16 protein-coding genes and 1 pseudogene are annotated in these 20,522 nt (G+C 72.4%); 6 read left to right on the forward strand and 11 right to left on the reverse strand.

The window, feature by feature from the left end; genetic code table 11:
• The first annotated feature begins 29 nt into the window (after window positions 1-29).
• Window positions 30-436 (forward strand): annotated as a pseudogene (gene tnpA / locus OG766_RS35495) (IS200/IS605 family transposase).
• Here the strand turns inward: tnpA and OG766_RS35500 are convergent.
• The 5 genes from OG766_RS35500 to OG766_RS35520 all read right to left on the reverse strand — a co-directional run bounded on the left by OG766_RS35500 (window position 389) and on the right by OG766_RS35520 (window position 4,271).
• On the reverse strand, window positions 389-796 hold the full coding sequence (locus OG766_RS35500; RefSeq protein ID WP_328727592.1) for a hypothetical protein: 408 nt from the start codon (window positions 794-796) through the stop codon (window positions 389-391). The pseudogene tnpA and the gene OG766_RS35500 overlap by 48 nt on opposite strands.
• Before the next feature lie 609 nt (window positions 797-1,405).
• Complete coding sequence (locus OG766_RS35505) at window positions 1,406-1,624, reverse strand: hypothetical protein (protein WP_328727238.1); 219 nt, start codon at window positions 1,622-1,624, stop codon at window positions 1,406-1,408.
• Window positions 1,621-2,019, reverse strand: coding sequence for a hypothetical protein (locus OG766_RS35510; protein WP_328727239.1), 399 nt, complete (start codon window positions 2,017-2,019; stop codon window positions 1,621-1,623). Before OG766_RS35510 ends, OG766_RS35505 begins: the two co-directional genes overlap by 4 nt.
• 57 nt (window positions 2,020-2,076) lie before the next feature.
• Window positions 2,077-3,564, reverse strand: coding sequence for a sensor histidine kinase (locus OG766_RS35515; RefSeq protein WP_266389477.1), 1,488 nt, complete (start codon window positions 3,562-3,564; stop codon window positions 2,077-2,079).
• Entirely contained in the window at window positions 3,561-4,271 is a 711-nt protein-coding gene (locus OG766_RS35520) for a response regulator transcription factor (RefSeq protein ID WP_328727240.1), read from the reverse strand. Before OG766_RS35520 ends, OG766_RS35515 begins: the two co-directional genes overlap by 4 nt.
• 188 nt (window positions 4,272-4,459) lie before the next feature.
• Here OG766_RS35520 and OG766_RS35525 point away from each other — a divergent pair, with 188 nt between their 5' ends.
• Window positions 4,460-6,931 carry a polysaccharide lyase 8 family protein gene (locus tag OG766_RS35525; RefSeq protein WP_328727241.1) on the forward strand — a complete coding sequence of 824 codons (2,472 nt, stop codon included), beginning with the start codon at window positions 4,460-4,462 and terminating at the stop codon, window positions 6,929-6,931.
• A gap of 17 nt (window positions 6,932-6,948) precedes the next feature.
• The gene (locus tag OG766_RS35530) at window positions 6,949-7,779 is read left to right on the forward strand and encodes a DUF3472 domain-containing protein (protein WP_328727242.1); all 831 of its coding nucleotides are present in this window, start codon (window positions 6,949-6,951) and stop codon (window positions 7,777-7,779) included.
• Between the two features lie 43 nt (window positions 7,780-7,822).
• On the opposite strand, the gene OG766_RS35535 is transcribed toward OG766_RS35530, so the two are convergent.
• The 3 genes from OG766_RS35535 to OG766_RS35545 form a co-directional block, all read right to left on the reverse strand.
• Window positions 7,823-9,646 (reverse strand): RICIN domain-containing protein, encoded by a 1,824-nt coding sequence (locus OG766_RS35535; protein WP_328727243.1) that lies wholly within the window; start codon window positions 9,644-9,646, stop codon window positions 7,823-7,825.
• A gap of 174 nt (window positions 9,647-9,820) precedes the next feature.
• On the reverse strand, window positions 9,821-11,884 hold the full coding sequence (locus tag OG766_RS35540; RefSeq protein WP_328727244.1) for a SpoIIE family protein phosphatase: 2,064 nt from the start codon (window positions 11,882-11,884) through the stop codon (window positions 9,821-9,823).
• 233 nt (window positions 11,885-12,117) lie between these two features.
• The gene (locus OG766_RS35545) at window positions 12,118-12,921 is read right to left on the reverse strand and encodes a uracil-DNA glycosylase (protein WP_266389493.1); all 804 of its coding nucleotides are present in this window, start codon (window positions 12,919-12,921) and stop codon (window positions 12,118-12,120) included.
• A gap of 545 nt (window positions 12,922-13,466) precedes the next feature.
• Here OG766_RS35545 and fusA point away from each other — a divergent pair.
• Window positions 13,467-15,560 carry an elongation factor G gene (fusA, locus tag OG766_RS35550; protein ID WP_328727245.1) on the forward strand — a complete coding sequence of 698 codons (2,094 nt, stop codon included), beginning with the start codon at window positions 13,467-13,469 and terminating at the stop codon, window positions 15,558-15,560.
• A 173-nt stretch (window positions 15,561-15,733) separates the two neighbouring features.
• Window positions 15,734-16,597 (forward strand): universal stress protein, encoded by an 864-nt coding sequence (locus OG766_RS35555; RefSeq protein WP_266389499.1) that lies wholly within the window; start codon window positions 15,734-15,736, stop codon window positions 16,595-16,597.
• Window positions 16,598-16,621: 24 nt separating this feature from the next.
• Here the strand turns inward: OG766_RS35555 and OG766_RS35560 are convergent, their stop codons facing one another.
• Genes OG766_RS35560 through OG766_RS35570 form a run of 3 tightly spaced genes read right to left on the reverse strand, consistent with a single transcriptional unit; the run spans window position 16,622 to window position 19,286 of the window.
• A complete protein-coding gene (locus tag OG766_RS35560; protein WP_328727246.1) occupies window positions 16,622-17,647 on the reverse strand; it encodes an NAD(P)/FAD-dependent oxidoreductase in 1,026 nt (341 codons plus the stop codon).
• A complete protein-coding gene (locus OG766_RS35565; protein WP_328727247.1) occupies window positions 17,644-18,204 on the reverse strand; it encodes an isoprenylcysteine carboxyl methyltransferase family protein in 561 nt (186 codons plus the stop codon). Before OG766_RS35565 ends, OG766_RS35560 begins: the two co-directional genes overlap by 4 nt.
• A gap of 8 nt (window positions 18,205-18,212) precedes the next feature.
• Window positions 18,213-19,286, reverse strand: coding sequence for a type III polyketide synthase (locus tag OG766_RS35570; protein WP_328727248.1), 1,074 nt, complete (start codon window positions 19,284-19,286; stop codon window positions 18,213-18,215).
• Window positions 19,287-19,362: 76 nt separating this feature from the next.
• Between OG766_RS35570 and OG766_RS35575 the strand changes: the two genes are divergently transcribed.
• A complete protein-coding gene (locus tag OG766_RS35575) occupies window positions 19,363-20,256 on the forward strand; it encodes a UbiA family prenyltransferase (protein WP_328727250.1) in 894 nt (297 codons plus the stop codon).
• The last annotated feature ends 266 nt before the right edge of the window (window positions 20,257-20,522 follow it).

Consider the following 20,522-nt stretch of genomic DNA (forward strand, 5'->3'; position numbering starts at 1 on the left):
CATGATACGCAGTTGGTCTATGGGTATCGATGAGAACGTTTGCACCGGGTCTTCGCTGTACCTTCCGCATGCACGTCCACTTGGTTTTCGTGACGAAGTACCGGCACTCCGTCTTCTCCGGACAGCACGTGACGCGGTGCGAGGAGATCATGCGGGCCGTGTGCGAGGACTTCGAGGCCGAGCTGGTGGAGTTCAACGGCGAGGCCAACCACGTCCACCTGCTCGTGAACTTCCCGCCGAAGGTCGCCGTGTCCAGGCTGGTCAACTCCCTCAAGGGCGTGCCTCGCGCAGACTCCGCCAGGAGTTCCCCGACCTCGTCCGCCACTACTGGCGGGCATAGCGCTTGTGGTCCGGCTCATACTTCGCCGGGTCCGTCGGCGGCGCGCCGCTAAGCATCGTGAAGGAGTACATCGAGCAGCAGAACCAGCCGCTCTGACCGGGGCTCAGGGCAACAGCGCGGATCCGTACAGGCAGCTGAGGTCAGAGCGGGCCAAAGATTCGCTTCACCACCGGGCTGAAGCCCGGTGCACCGCGAACAGACCCAGTAGCGGGTCGCGAAGAAGCGGCGGGGCCGCAGGGCTTCGAGGACACCGGCCCGGGTGTTCTCGGTGACCCACAGCCCGGCCCGGTCCACCCCTTCCGGGTGGCCCCACTCCGTGCCGTGGTGGTCGCTCACACCGGTGATGCCGGTCCGCCGGCCGGCGTTGAGGCAGGCGTTGAGGGGGGACGACCGCCGGTCCGCCCAGCCGTCGAACAGATAGTCGTCACCGCGGTTGAACATCTCGACGCTGACCATCTTCTCGCGTGCCGCGAGGACGTGCGCGAAGTTGTCGAAGCGCCCCGCCTCGCGGCACGGGTGGTTGAAGCCGGCGACGCCGTTGCGGCTGCCGAGTCACGAGTACAGCGAGCCCAATCGATCCGGGTGGGACCGCTCGACCGCGTATCGCGGTGTACGCGCCGGGGTCGTCCGCCGCGTCCGCGAGCTGGCGGGTGCGGTCCCATTCGCTCTGGGTCAGCCCGTTGATCGCGAAGAGGGTGGTGTGGTCGGTGAGCGCCGCCACGTCGAGTCCGGCTTCGCGCATGGAGGCGAACGCCAGCGCGGGATCGCCGTCGCAGTCCGGCATCAGCGTGTGGTTGTGCAGATCGGCATGGACCAGTTGGGTACCCGGGCTCCTCCGGTCTCGTCCTGCTCCCGTATCTGGAGGGCGAGCGCACCCCGCAGCTGCCGCACACCGCCGGCACCCTGACCGGGCTGCGGCGCGAGTCGATGAAGCCGAGCATGTGGAGCGGGCGGCGACGGCCGCCGACGTGCCCTCGCCCGAGGCCCCGGTCGTCCGGGCGGGGTCGCCGCGGGCGGGCGCCGGCCGGGCCCCGCGGGCTCCGGCCGGCGCGCACCTGGAGGTGCTCAGTCGTCGTCCGCCGTCGCCGACTCGGCTTCGGCGGCGGCCGATTCCGCGGCGTCCACGAGCTTCTGCATCTCGCCGATCTCCGACGGGCCGGTGGTCACCGGCGCCTCGGCCGCGCCGCCGTCCGTTCCGTCGCCGCCCGGACCGCAGCCCGTCAGGCCCGCGAAGCAGACGGCGGCAACGGCGATGCCGACGGCGGTGCGGCGGGCGGCCGTCACTTCCCGGCCCCGTCCTTGTTCGCCTTGCACCAGGCCTTCACCGGGGCCAGGTCCTTCTGGCGCTTCTCCAGCGTCGGAACGAGCGAACGCCGGAAGGTGAGCTTGTCGTTGAGGTAGGTCTCTATCTCGCTGTGACCGGCCTTCCGGGCGTTCTGGACGCGCTTCTCCAGCCGGCTGATGGAGCCGCGCTGCGCCGCGTCGCCCTGGAGGCGGTCCAGGGCACGCTCCAGCCGCTTCTCGATCTTCGGCACCCGCTTGCACAGGGCCTTCGCGCCGTCACCCGTCGGCGTGCTGCCCGGCGACGGTGTCCCGCTGTCGGCCGAGGCCGCTCCCACCGTGGCGAGCAGCGTCGCGACAGTGGTGAGAGCCAGGGCAGTGGTCGTGGCGGTCCTCATGTCGGTGTACCTCCTGGAGCACCGCGCGGGGCCGTGCGCCCGCGCCTGGCCCGGACGTTAGGCACCGTCCTTGTGGAAACCTTGTGGGCGCCGGGCCGTTCCGATCAGCCAGTCACGCTGGGCCGGGAGCGCGGGCACGGTCTCCCCCCGCACCGGGAGGCGGACCTCGAGCCGGGTGCCGCCGCCCGACGGCCCGTCCTGGACCCGCACCCGCCCCCGGTGCAGGGCCGCCTGCTGTGCGACGAGGGTCAGGCCGAGCCCCGAGCCGGGGCTGTCCGGTCCGCGCCGGAAGCGATCGAACACCGCCTCGCGCCGCGACGGCGGCACGCCGGGCCCCTGGTCGTCCACCGTCAGCACCGCGACCGGCTCCGCGCCGGTGCCGCCCGTGCGCAGACCCACCTCGATACGGGCCACGCCGTCACCGCTGCGCCCGTGGACCAGGGCGTTGGCGAGGAGGTTGTCGACGATCGTGCGCAGCCCGGGCTCCCATCCGTACACGCCGGTGCGCGGCAGCACCGGTACACGGATCTCCGCCGAGGGGTGCCTGCGCCGGGCATCGGCGACCGAGGCGTCGATCACGTCCGCGAGGTCCACGGGGCCGAAGGCGTCGGCCTCCACCAGGTCGCCGCGGCCGAGTTCCCGCAGCATCACCAGCAGCCCCAGCATCCGTGAGTGCTCGGTGTGCAGATCGCCGAGCACCTCCGTCCGCTCGGCCGGGCCGAGCCCCGGATGCTCGGTGAGGACGTCCAGGTTCGTCTGCATGCTCATCAGCGGCGTGCGCAGTTCATGGGCGGCGGCGGCCGCGAAGGACCGCGCGGTGTCCAGAGCTCCGGCGGTCCTGGCGGCCTGTTCGTCGTAGCGCGCGAGCACGGTGTGCAGGGTCCGGGCGAGGTCGTCGACCTCGGTGACGCCGGTCGGGGTGTGCTCCAGCCGGGCCGCGTCGGCCCTCGGGTCCAGCCCGCTGGTGCGCCGCTGCAGGCGCCGCAGCGGGCGCGCGGCCCGGGAGGCGACCGCCAGGCCCAGCAGACCTGCCACCGGAGCGGCCAGGAGGGCCACGGTCACCACACGTCTGCGGACGAGCACCAGTTGGCCCCGGCTCGCCGTGTCGGGCGAGAAGAGCCACAGCGTGCCGTCGACACCGGCTCGCGCACCCCGTACGCGTACCGACAGCACGCGCCAGCTGTCGCCCCCGCCCTCGACGGTCACCGGCCGTGGCGCGCTGCGGGGGAGCGCGACGGCCGCGCCTGGCTGAGGACCGCCCGAGACGGTTCCCCCGGGTCCGGCCAGCCGGATGCCGACATCCAGCGCCGAGGCGTACAACTGCCGCTCACGCGCCTGCTCCACGGCGGCCGGCCGGTCGGCCGCCGTGACCCGCAGCAGCCGGCGGGCATCTCCCGTGACCTGTGCCGCCCGCTCCCGCAGATGGGCGTCCTGTTGCGCGTGCAGATCACGCGCGACCAGGTGGAGCAGCAGCCAGCCGGCCGCCAGGACCAGCACCGGCACCGTGATGCCGACGGCGAGTGCGATACGGGTGGAGAGTTTCATCCGCTCTGCCCCCAGTCTTCCCAGCGCAGGACGAAGCCGACTCCCCGCACCGTGTGGACGCACCGGGCGCGGCCGCCGTTCTCCAGCTTGCGCCGCAGATAGCTGACGAAGGTGTCGACGGCGTCCGTGCGCACCTCGAAGTCGTACCCCCAGACCCGGTCGAGCAGTTGGTCCCTCGTGAGCACGATCCCCGTGTTGCGGGCGAGGACCTCCAGGAGCTCGAACTCCCGCCGGGTCAGCGACAGCGGCTCGCCTGAGATCCGCGCCTCGCGGGCCGCCGGATCCAGCACCAGCGGGCCGGTACGCACGACGTCCGTCTCCCTGGGCGGTCGCCTGCGCAGCAGCGCGTCCAGGCGCAGCACCAGCTCCTGCAAGGCGAACGGCTTGACCAGGTAGTCGTCCCCGCCCGCCTGCAGGCCGGCTATCCGGTCGGCCGTCTCGTCGAGCGCGGAGAGCATCAGTACGGGCACGTCGTCGCCGTCCTCGCGCAGGGTCCGGCACACCTCGATGCCGTCGATGTCCGGCATCGAGATGTCCAGCACGACGACATCGGCAGGCTGCTCCCGTACCCGGTCCAGGGCGGGCCGCCCTCCGTCGGCCAGGGACACGGAGAAGCCCGCCAGCCGCAGCCCCCGTTCCAGCGCCCGCCGGATCGCCGGATCGTCGTCCACGACCAGCACCCTGCCCTTGCCGGCTCCCGCGTCCATCCGCCCGCTCCCGTCCTCGGTTCCAGCCGCCCGAGTGTAGGCAGGCCGTGGAAGAGCGCCGCCCCAGCCTGGATGATCGAACGATCAGTTTGGTTTTCTTTCTTGAGCGATTGAGTGATTGCGTGCTAGAAACCGCTTGCTCCTTCTGGTGACCCGCTGTCCTCCGCCTCCTCCTCCCCGGAGCTCCCATGACGTCTGTCTGGTCCCGTCGCGGTTTCCTCGCCACCACCGGCGGTTCAGCCCTCACGCTCGGCCTGGCCGGCCCGGCGGCAGCAGAGCACGGGGCCGAGCCCTCGCTCCCTCACAGCGCACCGGAGGCGGCCGCGGCCGCGGACGACGCCTTCGCGGCGCTGCGCACCAAGTGGCGCGCACTGATACTCGGGGAGAGCTTCAGCCCCACCGCCGAGCCGTTCAGAACCAAACTCGCCACCCTCGGCACACAGGCCGCCTCCTTCCGGAGCGCCATGGCACCGGCGAGCGGGTCGCTCTGGCCCGACCTCGACTACCGCGACCCGGCCCCGGACACCGACCAGGAGTCGTACGGCTATTCGCAGCGGATGAACGACAGCTTCAACCGGCTGAGCACCATGGCGCAGGCCTACTGCCAGCCGGGCACGGGACTGACCGGGGACGCCGCCCTCAAGGACGCCGTCATCGCCGGACTGGACCACCTCTGTACCGACGTCTACAGCGCCTCCAAGCCGCGCTTCGGCAACTGGTGGAACTTCCAGATCGGCTCACCGCAGACGCTGATGGACATCGCCGTACTGCTCCATGAGCACCTGTCACCGCAGCAGATCGCCACCTACTGCGCCGCCGTGGACGCGTACGTGCCCGACTCGGCCGTGTCGAATTACACCGGCACCAGCACCGGCGCCAACCGGGTCGACCTGTGCCGGGTGCTCGTCCTGCGCGGCGTCGTCGGCGACAGCGCCGCGAAGATCGTCGTCGGCCGGGACGCGCTGTCACCCGTCTTCCCGTACGTCACCACAGGGGACGGCTTCTACGCCGACGGCTCGTTCATCCAGCACACGAACATCCCGTACATCGGGGGCTACGGCGCCGTCCTCAACGACGGTCTGGGCCGGCTGCTCGCGCTACTGCGCGGCTCCGCATGGCAGGTCGACGACCCGGCGAGCCGGCTCTTCCTCGACACCATCGAGAAGGCGATCGCCCCGTTCATCTACAACGGGCTGATGATGGACAACGTCTCCAGCCGCGGCATCAGCCGCGGTCTGACGGTGTCCGACACCTTCCAGCTCGCCCAGGACGACCACACCCGCGCCCATGGCGTGATGGCCTCCATCGTCCTCCTCGGCCAGGGCGCCGGCCCGGCGGAGGAAGCCCGCTGGAGGGCCATGGTCAAGGGCTGGCTCCAGCGCGACCACTACGGCCCCGCCCTGAAGAACCCCAAACTCAGCCTCGTCAACACCGCCCGGCTGCAGGCCCTGTTCGACGACGACACCGTCAAGGCGTCTCCCGAGCCGAGCGTGCACCGGGTCTTCCACAACATGGACCGCGCCACCCACCGCAGACGCGACTGGGCCGCGTCGCTCAGCATGGCCTCCCGGCGCATCGCCCACTACGAGTTCGGCAACGGCGAGCACGCCCGCGGCTACCACACAGGGTCCGGCTGGCTCTCCTGGTGGGGCGACGACCACGGACTCGAGCAGTACTCGGACGCCTACTGGCCGACCGTCGACCCGTACCGGCTGCCCGGCATCACCGTCTCCAGGAAGCCGCTGCCCGACGGCGTCGGCGGCAACTGGGGCAACCCGAAGCCCGCCACCGGCTGGGTGGGCGGAACCACCGACGGCGAGTACGGGACCGCGGGCCAGCATCTGCAGGGCGTCACCAGCACCATGGAGGCCAAGAAGTCGTGGTTCTTCCTCGACGACTGCGTGGTCTGCCTGGGCGCCGGGATCACCTCGGCCGACGGCGCAGGCGTCGAGACGACCGTGGACAACCGCAATCTGGGTGCCGCCGGGACCGCGGCCCTGAGCATCAACGGCATCCGTCAGCCCGCCACCCAGGGCTGGACGGCCACCCGCAAGCACACGTCCTGGGCGCACATCGACGGCCACGCCGGCTATGTCTTCCCCGGCGGCACCGCACTCACCGCCCTGCGCGAGGAGCGCACCGGCGCCTGGAAGGACATCAACACCGGAAGCTCTCCCCAGCCCTTCACTCGCCGCTATCTGACGCTCTGGCAGGACCACGGCACCGACCCCCAGGACGCCTCGTACGCGTACATCCTGATGCCCGGTGCCGGCCAGTTGCGCACCGCGGCACGGGCCCTGGACCACGACTGGCTGCAGATCCTCGCCAACGACGCCGGCCACCAAGGCGTCCGGGTCCCCTCGCGCGGCTTCACGGGCATCAACTTCTGGAGTCCCGGCACGGTCGGCACCGTCACGGTGAGCGCACCCGTGAGCGTCCAGATCCGCGAACGCCGCGACGGCACGGCGACCATCGCGGTCGCCGACCCCTCCCGCACCGTCCAGAGCCTCACCCTCACCTGGAAGCGCAGGGTCGCATCCGTGCTCTCCACCGCGCCCTCGGTCACCGCGACCGGGACGGGCTCCGCGCTCACCCTGACCTTCGGCGACCTCAGCGGCAGTTACGGCGCCACCCAGAAGGTCACCGTCAAGCTCGGCTGACCGGAAGGGACGATCGCATGACCCGCATCACCCGTATGACCCGTACGACTCGCACGGCGCACACGCCACACGCAGATGAACGCAGGCGTCCGGGTACGAACCGGCGCACCGGCCTGCGGCGGCGCCTCGGCGCCGGCGCAGGTGTGTTCGCCGGAGCACTCGCCTGCCTCCTCTACTCGACGGGACCCGCGGCCGCGGCCGTCACCCCAGGAGGTATGGTCTCCAACTCGTACTCCATCACCGGCGCGCCCGCCGAGGGCCTGGAGAAGCTCGCCTTCCCGCTCAAGGTCATCAGCCAGCCCGACGCGTCCGGCTACTACTGGGCGCAGCAGTACTACTTCAAGTCCGGCCAGGTCGGCTACGTCGGCCTCCAGCCGCGCCCGGGCAACAGCGGTCTGGCCGTCTTCAGCGTCTTCGGCTCCGGCACCTCCACCAGCCACCCCAACTGCCGCACGGGCGCCGACGGCGGCTCCGGCACCAGCTGCAGCGTCACCTACCCGTACGTCGAGGGCCGCTGGTACCAGCTGGAGATCATCAGGACCGGCACCAACAACTGGACCGGTTACGTCGTCGACACCGCCACCGGCGTGTGGACCACGATCGGCAGCTGGAACGTGGCCGCCTCGGCCGGCTATCTCAAGCCCACCGGCGTCGGCTTCGTCGAGTACTACAAGTCCCTGGCCGACTGCGCGTCCATCCCCTACGCCCAGGCGGTCTGGGGCAAGCCCTTCGTCGATCCGGAGCCCGGTACGGGCACCAACACCAGCGCGTACACCTACGGCCCGTGCAAGGCGAACGCGAGCTACACGATCTCCGGTGGGCAGGTGACGATGACGACGGGCGGCTGACATCCGCGGCGGTGGACGACGGGACGCCGGCACCCGGCCCGGGCTATCGGGCCGTGCCGGCGTTCCACCGCTGGTCGGAGTCGCCGTCGGCCGGGTCGAAACCGAGGGAGCTCCCCTGCGAACTCCCCAGCGGCTCCAGGGCGAAGTCAGGGGCGATCCGTGGACGGACGGCTCCCGAAGCGTCGACGGTGAAGAGCAGGTTGAGGCCGTTCTTGCCGTCCACGGAGGCGCACGACCAGATCCCCGCGCCACGGTCGGTGTCGCCGCGCGAGTCGAGGCAGTAGTCGGGATCCGCGCCGCTGCGCAGGAGGCCGCCGGGCTCCAGGCTCCACTGCTGGGTGCGGGCGCCGTTGCAGCGTGTGGTGATGACGTCGGTCCGATTGGCCATGATGCCGTCCTCGATGTCGAGGCACAGTCCCGTGTCGGCGTTGACGACGGGGTGGTGGCCGGCGCCGGGGACGATCGGCACGGGACGCGGCGGGACGCTCTTCGACGGCGTGGGCGCCGGACGTTCGGGCGACGGGGCCGACGTGGTCGGACCCGGGGAGCGGGTGGGCCGCTGCGACGGCTGCCGGGTGGGGGCGGCCGACGGGGCCGCGGACGGGGATGCGATGGGCGGGACCACGGCGGCCGTGGGCAGCGCCACCGCGGCACCGGACGGTTCGGCGTCGCCCGAGGCGGCCACGAGCACCGTGCCGGTGACGACGGTGACCGCCGCCGCCACGGCGGCGACGAGGACGGCGGACCGGGACGGGCGGCGCGCGCCGCCCGCCGTCGTCGCGTCGCCCTGCCACGTCCCGGACCCGCCGAGGAACCCGGCCACGCCCGCTCCGAGCCGGTTCCTCGGCCCTGGCCCGGTCCCGGAGGTCGTGGCGGGGCCGGGGATCCCGGCCCCTGCCGTCCCGACCGGGCCGGGCACGGGAAGCCGCGTGGTGTACTCCGCCCCGCCCCACCCGACCAGATGCTCGGCGAAGACCGGCCGGGGGTCGTCCACCATCCTGGTCAGCTCGGCGACCAGCCGGGTGCAGCGGGGGCACTCCGCGAGATGCAGCGTCAGGTCCCCGCTGTGCCTGCGGTCGCCCGGGCGTGCCGCCGCCTCGATGATGCGGCGGTAGCCGAGGCACCTTCGGTCCCCGCGCTCCAGGTACGCCTGGAGAAAGGCCCGCCGCAGCGACTCCGGCGCCTTCGCGCGCAGATCGGCCACGAGATCCGGCCGGACGCCGACACAGGTGGCCACCGTGGCGTCCGGCTCCTGGTCCACCACCGCGTACCAGACGACGCCTCGGGTCAGCGCCGGCAACCGGTAGAAACCGGCGAGCATGGCGGACGACGTGTCGGACGACGCCTCGGACGGACGGCGGCGGGGCGCGGCCGACCCGGGACCCGGCTCCCCGGCCGTGGCCGTGGCCGTCCCGGTCGCGGCGCCGGTCGCCGTGGTGGTGCTCTGTGCCGTAGTGGTGGTCTGTGCGGTAGCGGTGGACTGTGCGGTCTCGTCGATCCACGAGGCGAAGTCGGATGCGAGCCGGTCCCGACGGCTGCTCACGGCCCAGGCGGCACCCACGCGCTGAACGAGCATCAGCAGATGGTGCCGCCACTGCCCACGGGGTTCGATGCCCCGGCAGGCTTCCTCGGAGGCGAGGCGGAGGGCCTGGAGAGCCAGCTGGGTCCCGGCGGTCTGGTTGCGGCCGCACAGCCGTGCGTAGGCCAGAACCGCGGGCAGATGGCGGCGTTTGAGCTCCTGCACGGCCGGATGGGCCTGCGGGGCACCGGAACGGATGCGTTCGGTGAGCTCGGCGTCGGACAGACCGCTGTAGTCCGGCTGCCCGTCCGCATGCGCCGGACCGGCCCGGTGGTGGAGCTCTGGCACCCTTGCGTCTCCTCGTCCACTACGGTACGACCGGCCCGCCCGCCCCCGGGCGCGCCGCGCTCCGCGGGGTTACCTGCCGGAAACAAGAGCCCATGGTGGAGCAGCCGGCCGCGCGGGGAAAGGTGTTTCCGCGGGTAAGTCGTCATGAGAAGTCGCGTGACGACCGTGCCCGGCTCACGCGACCCGGCGGATCCGTGCCAGGACGAGCACCGTGTCGTCGTCCGGAGGGTCGGGCAGCAGACGGGCGAGGATGCGGTCCGCCTCCTCCTCCAGCGGGCCCGACGCACGGCTCAGTTCGGCGCGGAGCCGGTCGGCCCCCTCGTCGATGTCCCGGCCGCGGGCCTCGATGAGGCCGTCGGTGTACAGGGCGAGGGTGGCGCCTTCGGGGAGTTCGATCTCGGTCGTACCGAAGGGATGACCGCCGACCCCCAGCGGTACGCCGAGGCACCCGCCGATCGTCTCGACCGTTCCGTCGGAGTGGAGCACGAACGGCGGGGGATGGCCGGCGTTGGCGATACGGGCGCGCCCGGTCCTCGCGTCGTAGACGATGTAGACGCAGGTCGCCAGCTCGATGCCCGCCTCCTGCGCGCACACGTCGAGTTCGGTGAGCAGGGCGTCCGGCTCCTCGTTGTGCCTGGCGAGTGTCTCGGTGGTGATACGCAGCCGGCCCATGTCCGCGGCGGCCCGAACACCGTGTCCCATGACGTCGCCGACGATGAGCGCGACGCGGTCGTCGGACAGGTCGATCACGTCGTACCAGTCGCCGCCCACCTCGGTGACACGGCTGCCGGGCACATAGCGGTGGGCGACCTGTACGTACGGAGAGGCGTCCAGGGACGTGGGAAGCAGCGCACGCTGGAGCGTGAGCGCGATGTCCTGGACCCGGCTGTACAGGCGTGCGTTGTCGAGGCAGAGGGCCGCACGGGAGGACAGTTCACCGGCCAGGCTCAGATCCTGCTCGGTGAACGCCGGGCGGGCCGCGGAACGCCCGAACATGGTGAGCCCCTGGACCGTGCCCCGGGCGATGAGCGGGGCGATGAGGATGCAGGTCAGGCCGCTGTCGAGAAGGAGCCGTGCGCGGGCCTGGTGCAGGGCCGTCGACGTCGCGAAGTCCTCGTTGACGGGGAAGGAGATCGGGCGGCCCGTCTCCACCACGCGGTGGATCCTGGACCCGGGTGGATAGGTCACGGTCTCCAGACCGCTCACCAGCTCGGGGGCGGGAGGAGGCAGCTCGGTGCCGGAGGCGATCCGGTGCGTGATCAGCGGCAGTTGCGGATCGTACGGCAGTGATTCGTCCATCCAGTCGACGAGTTCCACGACGGAGGCGTCGCAGAAATCCGGAACTACCGCCTCCACCAGCTCCTGCGCGGTGACGTTCACATCCAGGGACGTGCCGATCCGGGCCGTGGCCCGGTCGAGCAGATCCAGTCGCTGACGGGCGGCCGTCGCCTCCAGAATGGCCTGCTCCCGCTCGGTCACGTCGACCATGAGCCCGCCCAGTCCGGGCCGGCTGCCGACCGCCTGGCTCAGTGGGAACATGCTCACCGACCGCACCTGGTCACGGTCGGGGCGCCCCGGTGTGCGCAGGCCCACGAGGGTGCCGATGACGGGCCCGCCCTCCCCGGCCACCGAGCGCATCAGGCGCAGGAACTCCCCGCCGTCGGACGTCACCATGACCTCTTCCACGGAGCGCCCGAGGTGGTCCTCGACGGGCAGACCGTCCATCTCGGCGAGCGCCTGATTGAGGTGGACGTACCGAAGGTTCTCGTCGAGCATCACCAGGCCGATGGGGCATGTCTCGAAGAGCGCGTCGAGGAAGGCCAGATTGGTCTTCACCCGGTCGAGCTCGTCGCTCCGGCTCGCCAGCCCCATCACGAACGAGCGTCCCATGGAGCCGGTCATGGGGAAGACGCGGAACCCGCACCTGAAGACCGTGCCGTCACGTTGCACCGCCGGGAACCGGCCGCGCCAGTACCCGAGGGTCCGGGCACGCTCGGCGAGCAGCACGGACGGCCGAGGGCCGTCCTGGGGCGTGTCCGGGAAGAGGACCGAGGCGGGTCCGGCCAGGACGGCCGCCGAGTCGTGTCCGAAGAGGTCCTGTGCGCCGGGTCCCCAGTAACAGATCCGGTCGTCCTCGTCGATGCCGAAGACCGCCACGGAGACATGTTCCAGCAGGGATCCGGGCTCCGACCGGAGCACGCCGGGGCCCGTCGCGTCCCCCGGCCGGTCATCTGGCACCGGACGATCCTTTCCACCGGAGGCACACCAGAGGCGCGCCTTCTGGCGTGCCTGAGGCACGCCGGCGGCTCGGCCGCGGTGACCCGTGAGGCGATGGGCAAGGCCAAGCCTTCTCGCCACCCATTGTGCGGATGTAGCGCCGCGACTGCCCACGTCAGGCGTTCCCGGGACGCCGGCGTGGCCACCGCGCCCCGGCGACGGGCGTCCGCCGGCTCCTCGGCGTCATGATCCCTTCACCCGGAGTGACCGTCCGGGTGCAGTTCCGCGAGTTCGGCGGCACGGCGCAGCACGTCGACGAGCATGGCGGAGGTGAGCCGCCCGGTGTACGTGTTGTGCCGGCTCGGGTGGTAGCTGCCGAGGAGATGCAGCGGGTGCGGATGCCTGCCCTCGGCCGGCAGGACGACGTGCGCGCCGTGTCCGAAGGCGGGCCGCGGCCGTGGCGTCCGCCTCCCCGTGTCGCGCAGTGCCGGCAGCAGGGCCTGCCAGCCGAAGCCGCCGAGCGCGACGACGGCGCGCAGCCGGGGGCCGAGAAGGTCCAGCTCGGCAGACAGCCAGGGCCGGCAGCGGTCCCTCTCCCCGGGAGTGGGCCTGTTGTCCGGCGGGGCACAGTGCACGGGTGCGGTGAGCCGTACGCCGTGCAGGACGAGTCCGTCCCCGGCGTGCCGGGACGTCGGCTGCGAGGCGAGGCCGACCTCGTGCAGTGCGGCGAAGAGGAAGTCACCGGTCGCGTCCCCCGTGAACATCCGCCCCGTCCTGTTGGCCCCGTGCGCGGCCGGTGCGAGCCCGACCACGGCGAGGGCCGCGTCCGCGGGCCCGAATCCGGCGACCGGTCGTCCCCAGTACTTCCAGTCCTGGTAGGCGGCGCGTTTGACCCGGGCGACCTCCTCGCGCCACGCCACCAGCCGGGGGCAGGCGCGGCACCGCGTCACGAGCCCGTCCAGCTCGTCCAGCGTGGTGCAGCCGGGTGCGTGCCGGGCCGCGAACGTCGCCTCGTCGGCGGTCGGGGCAGCGTCGCCCTGCTCTCCCGCTCGCTCCATGCCTTTCACGCTACCCAGGGGCCCGTACGAGGCCCCGCACGGTGCCGTCCACCCGGCGGACGAGGCTCCCCGGCGGCCCCCGTACCAGGCCCCCGTACCAGGCCTGCGTACCCGGCCCCCGGCGACGGGAAAATGCCGTGCCCCGGCCGAGCCCGGCTCTCTACACTCGGCTCACGCGCAGCCAGGACATCCCGGCGCGCGCTTTCGACACGTTCGACCGACGAACGATGAGGGGAGCCCGACCATGCGTCACCGCACCGCTGCCGTCGCTCCCCGGTCACGGTACGACGTGATCCTGGTGTCCTCGTCCGTCCAGTGACGGCTGCGCGGCCGCCACTGGGATCCGTGACGAACACCTGACCCCCTCTCCGCCCGGTGAGCCGTCTCGCCGGGACCCCGCCGGGACCATCCCGTCGCGTTCACGCCGTATCCCGGCGATGACGACGGATCAGGGGGACCCCTCCGGCCTGAACCCAGGCCGCTTCGTCCGGGAATCGCGCTGCCCTTTTCTCGATCACCGCCGATCACCCGAAAGGCAACGGGCCGTGCGCACCAACCTGCAACGCCATGCCACCAGTCCACTGACCGACGTCCGGAACCTGGGCATCCTCGCCCACGTCGACGCCGGCAAGACCACGGTCACCGAACGGATCCTGTATCTCACCGGTGCCACCCACAAGCGGGGCGAGGTCCATGAGGGGACGACCGTCACCGACTTCGACCCGCAGGAGCGCGATCGTGGGATCACCATCTTCGCCGCCGCGGTGAGCTGCGACTGGGACGGGCACCGGATCAACCTCATCGACACGCCGGGACACGTCGACTTCGCCGACGAGGTGGAGCGCTCCCTGCGCGTGCTCGACGGCGCCGTCGCCGTGTTCGACGCCGTCGCGGGAGTCGAACCGCAGAGCGAGTCGGTGTGGCGGCAGGCCGACCGGCACGGCGTCCCGCGGATCGCCTTCGTCAACAAGATGGACCGCGCGGGCGCCGACCTCGACACGGCCGTCGCGTCGATCCGGGATCGGCTGGGCACGGTGCCGCTGGTCGTCCAGCTGCCGATCGGACGCGAGGACGGATTCACCGGCGTCGTGGATCTGCTCCGGATGCGCTCCCTGGTCTGGAGCCCCGGCCGTGACACGTTCGAGGAAGGCCCGGTGCCCGACGCCCTTCAGGAGGAGGCACACCGGCGCCGCCGGCTGCTCGAGGAGGCGGTGGCGGAACTGCACCCGGTCGCGCTGGAGGAGTTCTGCGCCCGCTCCGCGGTCTCCACCCCCACGCTGGCCGCCGCGCTGCGCGAGGTCACCAACAGCGGTGAGGGCGTGGTGGTGTTGTGCGGGTCGGCCTACCGCAACCGCGGCATCGAACCGCTGCTGCAGGCCGTCGTGGCCTACCTTCCCTCGCCGCTGGACGTACCGCCGGTACGAGGCAGTCTGGACGGCGTGGAGCAGGAGCGTGCCGCCGACCCGGCGGCGCCGCTCGCGGCCCTGGTCTTCAAGGTGAACGCGACGGCCACGGGACGGATGACCTACCTGCGTGTGTACGCAGGAACGATACGGAAGGGGGACACCGTGCTGGACGTGGGCGCCCGTCGCACCGAGCGGATCGGGCGGATCGTGAGGGTCCAGGCCGACCGGCACGCGGAGGTGGGGCGGGCGGTCGCCGGGGACATCGTCGCGGTGATCGGTCCGAAGGGTGCCCGTGCCGGGGCCACCCTGTGCGCGCCCACGGCGCCGCTGGTCCTGGAACCGCCCACCGTGGCCGACCCGGTGGTCTCCGTGGCGGTCGAGGCCCGCACGGGCCTCGACGCCGACCGGCTGGCGCCGGCGCTGGCACGGCTGGCCGAGGAGGATCCCTCGCTGGTGGTCAGGACCGATCCCGAGACCGGCCAGACGGTCCTGTCGGGCATGGGTGAGCTGCATCTGGAGGTCGCGGTGGAGAAGATCCGGCGCGCCCACGGGATGGACGTCGGCGTCGGCCCGCCGCGGGTGACCTATCGCGAGACGGTCGTCCGCGGCGTGTCCGGGCTGCTGTACCGGCACGTCAAACAGGACGGAGGCGCCGGCCAGTTCGCCCACGTCGTCCTGGACGTCGAGCCGCTGGAAACGACCGCCGACGGCGGCGGCGCGTCCGGCTTCGCGTTCCGGTCGGCCGTCGTCGGGGGACGAGTGCCGCAGGAGTACGTCCGCGCGGTGGAGGCCGGATGCCGGGACGCCCTGAGCGAGGGTCCCCTCGGCGGCCATCCGGTGACCGGGCTGCGGGTCACGCTCGCCGACGGAGCCACCCATCCCAAGGACTCCTCGGAGATGGCGTTCCGTACGGCGGGCAGGTTCGCCCTGCGGGAGGCGCTGCGCGCCGCCGTGATGGCGCTCCTCGAACCGGTGGTCGAGGTCACGGTCACCGTGCCCGACGACGCGGTGGGCGGGGTGCTCGGCGACCTCGCGGCGCGGCGCGGCAGGATCTCCGGCTCGACCGCGCGGGCCGGCACCGCGGTGATCACCGCGACCGTGCCGCTGGCCGAGCTGTTCGGGTACGCGTCCCGGCTGCGCAGCCGTACCCAGGGCCGGGGAACCTTCACCACCCGCGCCACGGGCTACGCCGCCGTTCCGGCGTCGGTGTCCGAGCAGATCCTGGCGCGGTAGTCCCCGGCGCCGCTCCCGGCGGCCCCGTCCGTACGCGGGCGGGGCCGTCCCGGGAAGGCCCCCGATCGGCCGAGTGGTCGCCGCTCGCGCTGCGACCACGCACGCTCCACCGCAACCTGGAGCAAGGACGACGAGCCAGGACGACCAGAGCCGCTGAGCTTCAGGGAGCACGCATGGGGAACGGTGCCGTGAATCCGGACGGGCCGGTGCTGGCCGGTGTCGACAAAGGCGACGGCCAGGAGTACGTGGTGCGCTGCGCGGCCGGGCAGGCCGCCCTGCACGGCCTGCCCCTGCACCTGCTGTACGTCTCCGAGCACCCGGACCGGGACGCGCCGGGCACGGACGTGGTGGAGCCCCTGGAGAGGCTGGTCCGGACCGAGTTCCCCGGGGTCACGGTGACGGCGGAAGCGGTCGCCGGCCGGCCCGCGGCCGTGCTCGTGGAGCGGTCCGCGCAGGCCTTCTGGACGGTCGTCGGCCACCGTGGCAGCGGCGGATTCCCGCGCCTGCCGCTCGGCTCGGTCAGCTGGCAGGTGGCCACACATGCCGCCTGCCCCGTCATCGTCGTACGACCCGGTGACGCTCCCGCGGCCCCGGAGAAACGCGTCGTGGCAGGAGTGGACGTCACCGACGCCTCCGGTGTCTCGGCGCGCGCCCTGGACGTCGCCTTCGCCGAGGCCCAGCTGCGCGGCGCGCGCCTCGAACTCGTCCACGGAAGCTTCCACCTGGGCGAGACGCCCACCGGCCCCGGCATGGCCGCGCCCGACTTCGAGATCCTCGACGACGCGGTCCACGCCGCGCTGAAGGAGGAGGCGGACAAACGCCGCGACCGCTTCCCGGACGTGACGGTCGAACTCCACGCCGAACGGCTGCGGGCGGCGACCCTCCTGGCGGAGTCGTCGAAGGGCGCGGTCCTCCTGGTCGTCGGTTCCCACGGCCGCTCCGGTCTGCGCAGACTGCTCCTCGGGTCCGTGAGTTCGGAGCTGCTCCACACCGCCGCCTGCCCCGTCGCGATCGTCCACGCCCCGCACCCGGACTGAGCGCCGGGGAGAGCCCCGGGTTCGTCAGGCGAGAAGGTCGACTCCCGCCCGGAACACGCGCGGCAGCCGGGACGCGAGCGGAACGATGCGCGCGGCGAGGTAGGGATTCTCCCGGGCCCGCAGCAGCGAACCCGTGAGCAGCCGGTAGCTGCGGGAGAGCCGCCGCCACGCATGCTCGTACGCCTCGGGCCGGCCCGCGCGTACGCAGCGGACCAGCTCGCCGGCGGCGGTCAGGGCGAGCGTGAGGCCCTCGCCGGTCAGCGCGTCGACGTAACCCGCCGCGTCACCGACGAGGAGCACCCGGCCGGCGACGCGTGAGCGTACGCCCTGACGCAGCGGTCCGGCACCGCGCACCGCACTCGCGGCCCCGGCCGTCAGCCGTGCCCTCAGGGCCGGGAAACAGTCCAGCTGGGCGTCGAACGGAGCCCGCTGCGCGGTCAGTACGGCGACTCCGACGAGCCCGGGTGCGAGAGGGGTGACGTACGCCTCGGAGCGCGCCGACCAGTGCACCTCGACCAGATCGCTCCACGGGGCGACGGCGTAGTGACGGCGCAGACCGTAGCGTGCCGCCCGGCGCGGACCCGGCGGCGCGCACAGCCCGAGCGCGCGCCGGATGGGGGAGTGCAGTCCGTCGGCGGCCACCAGGTAGCGCGCCGTCAGACCGCCGGCCGTCACCTGCCGCTCGTCCTGAAGCACCCGGTCGAGGCGCTGAGGAACGATCCGCACGCCCAGCTCCGCCGCGCGCGCGGCCAGCGCCGGCTGCAGCACCGTGCGGCGTACGCCGATGCCGTGCCCTGAGCGGAAGCGCGCCTCGGCGGTGTCCCCCGTGACCCCGTCCACGTAGCGGATGCCGTGGAACGGTCCGCCGGTGACCCGGACGCCGAGGGTCCCGAGCGCCCGTACGGCCCCCGGCATCAGACCTTCACCGCAGGCCTTGTCGATCGGTGTCGGGCGCGGCTCGGCCACGACGACGTCCAGTCCGGCCAGCGCGCCGTGGATGGCCGTGGCCAGACCGGCCGGGCCGCCGCCGGCGACCAGCAGATCGATCATCGGACGGCGTCCGCCGGCTGTGCGGCGTGCCGTGTCACATCGGCCAGGGCCGCCTCCTCGCAGCGGATGCGTACGGTCAGCAACGCCAGGTTCAGCGCGGTGAACCCGAGCGCGGTGACCCACGCCGTGTGCACCAGGGGCAGCGCGAACCCCTCCAGCACGACCGCCAGATAGTTGGGGTGCCGGAGCCACCGGTAGGGGCCGGACGTGACCAGCGAGAGCTCCGGGACCACCACGACCCGGGTGTTCCAGCGCGGGCCCAGGGTGCCGATGCACCACCAGCGCAGCGCCTGCGCGAGGACGGTCACGGCGAGCATGGTCCAGCCGAGCACGGGAACGAAGGGGCGGCCCGCGGCCCAGGGCTCGACGACGCAGCCGGCCAGGAGGGCGGTGTGCAGCGCCACCATGGCCGGATAGTGGCCGCGTCCGTACTCCGTGCCGCCGCGCGCCCTGCTCCATGCGGTGTTGCGGGCGGCGACGAGGAGTTCGGCGAGCCGTTCCAGGACGACCAGGAGCACGAGCAGCAGGAACGCGGTGCAGACGTGTGTGTTCATCATCAGCGGGCTCACCAGCGCAGTAGGACGAGTTCGGAGGAGAATCCGGGGCCGAAGGCGAGCATCAGCCCCGGGGAGCCGGGCTCCGGCGGCCCGGCGTCGAGGGTGTCCCGCAGTACGTGCAGCACGGACGCCGACGACAGGTTCCCCACGCGGGCCAGCGAACGCCGGCTCAGCGCGAAGGCGTCGTCGGGCAGTTCGAGGACGTCACCGAGGACGTCGAGGACCTTGGGTCCGCCCGGATGGCAGACCCAGGCCGCCACGTCGGGTGGCTTGAGGTCGTGCGCGGCGAGGAACGAGGCGATCTCCTCACCAACATGGAGTCTGATCACGTCGGGCAGGTCACTGCCGAGCACCAGGCGGAAGCCCCACTCGCCGATGTCCCATCCCAGCAGGCGCTCCGTGCCCGGATACAGACGGCTGCGGCCTGCGACGACGATGGGGCCGGAACCCGCACGCCGGTCCTCACGATGAAGCGGGTGTTCGCGGCCTGCCGCCAGCAGCGCTCCGGCGCCGTCGCCGAAGAGCGCCCCGGCGACGAGGTTCGCCATCGACGTGTCCGAAGGCTGCAGCGTGAGCGAGCACAGCTCGGTGGACAGCAGCAGCGCCACGTCCCGCGGCCGGCCGACGAGATAGTCGTGGACGCGGGCCACGCCCGCGGCGCCCCCGGCGCAGCCGAGACCGAAGAGCGGCAGGCGCTTGACGTCGGGGCGCAGACCGACCGCGGCGGCCACTCGGGCGTCCAGCGACGGCGTGGCCAGACCCGTCACGGACGTCGAGAGCACCAGATCGACCTCTTCGGGTGGCAGCCCGGCCTCGGCCAGGGCGAGTTCGACGGCGCGCACTCCGAGCTCGGACGCCACCTCCAGATAGGCGTCGTTGGCCCGTCCGAAGCCGCCCAGCCGGCCGTAGTGGTCCAGCGGCAGCGCGAGATGCCGTGCGTCGACCTTGGCGGAGGAGTGGACGCGCCGCAGCAGACCCGGATCGGTCCCAGGAGGCAGCCAACGAGCCAGCTCGTCCGTGATCTCGGCCTGTGAATAGCGATGAGGCGGAAGCACGGTACTCACGGCCAGAACACGAGTCATTGCCTCAAAATAGAAGCAATCTGACACAACGTATCGAAACGACTCCATCGGGCGCGTCGTGACCTAGCGTGGTGACGTGAAGCTCCCCACCACCACCATCGGCGACGACGCCGCCCCGCTCCTGCCGCCGGTCTCCTCGTACGCGACGGTCACCGGCCTGCTGAAAGCGTGTCATCCGCTGCCCGCCGCGGCCGTCAGCGTCCTCATGGCCGCAATGGTCACGGCCGTCGGCGGACGCGGTCTCATGGCCGGTGCCGCGGTGGTGGGCGCGGTCGCCACCGGACAGCTGTCGGTCGGCTGGTGCAACGACAGGGCCGACATGCGACGGGACAGCGCGGCCGGCCGCAGGGACAAACCCCTGGTGACCGGGGAGACGGGGCCCACCGCGGTCTCCGTCGCCGCGATCGTGGCCCTGGTCCTCTGCGTCACGCTGTCGATGGCCTGCGGCCTGCTCGCCGGCAGCGTCCATCTCGCGGGCGTGGCGGCGGCCTGGTGGTACAACCTCCGCCTCAAGCGCACGGTCGTCTCCTGGCTGCCGTACGCACTGGCCTTCGGTCTGCTCCCCGCGTTCGTCACCCTCGCCCTGCCCGGCCGTCCCTGGCCGCCGCTCTGGCTGATGGCCGCCGCCGCCCTGCTCGGCACCGGCGCGCATTTCGTCAACGTACTGCCGGACATCGACCAGGATCTCGCGGCGGGGGTGAACGGCCTGCCCCAGCGGCTCGGCCGGCGGCGATCGGTGTGCGTCGCGGCCGTCCTCGTTCTGGCCTCGTCCCTGGTCCTGCTCGTCGCGCCCGACGGACCGGTGACCCGGCCCGGCTGGGCCGTGCTGTCCATGACCGTGCTGCTCTGCGTCCTGGCTCTCGCGCGCCCCGTCCGCGACGCCGACGCGCGGCTGCCGTTCCTGGCCGTCATCGGCATCGCCGCTGCCGATGTCGTCCATCTGCTGATGCTCAGTACCACCATCGCCTGACGGCCCGGCCTGTGAGGGGCGATGGAAACCGGACACCGGTGGGGCTCGGGCGAACAGGAGTGATTGACGCATAAGGGGGTGGCTCGAGGGGCGTTCGGGTGCGCGCGGCAGGTCCGTTCCACCGGACCGTCACCGTCTACTTCGCGCCATGATCGACACTGCGCGGGTGACGGGCCGGCCGGGCCGGGGCCGTCCAGATTGCGGAAGCCACTGCAACCGGTCGGGTCCCGAGGGGCGATGGGGGAGGATCGCAAGGTTTCAGCCGT

Source organism: Streptomyces sp. NBC_00259 (genome assembly GCF_036181745.1).
GTDB lineage: Bacteria > Actinomycetota > Actinomycetes > Streptomycetales > Streptomycetaceae > Streptomyces > Streptomyces pratisoli.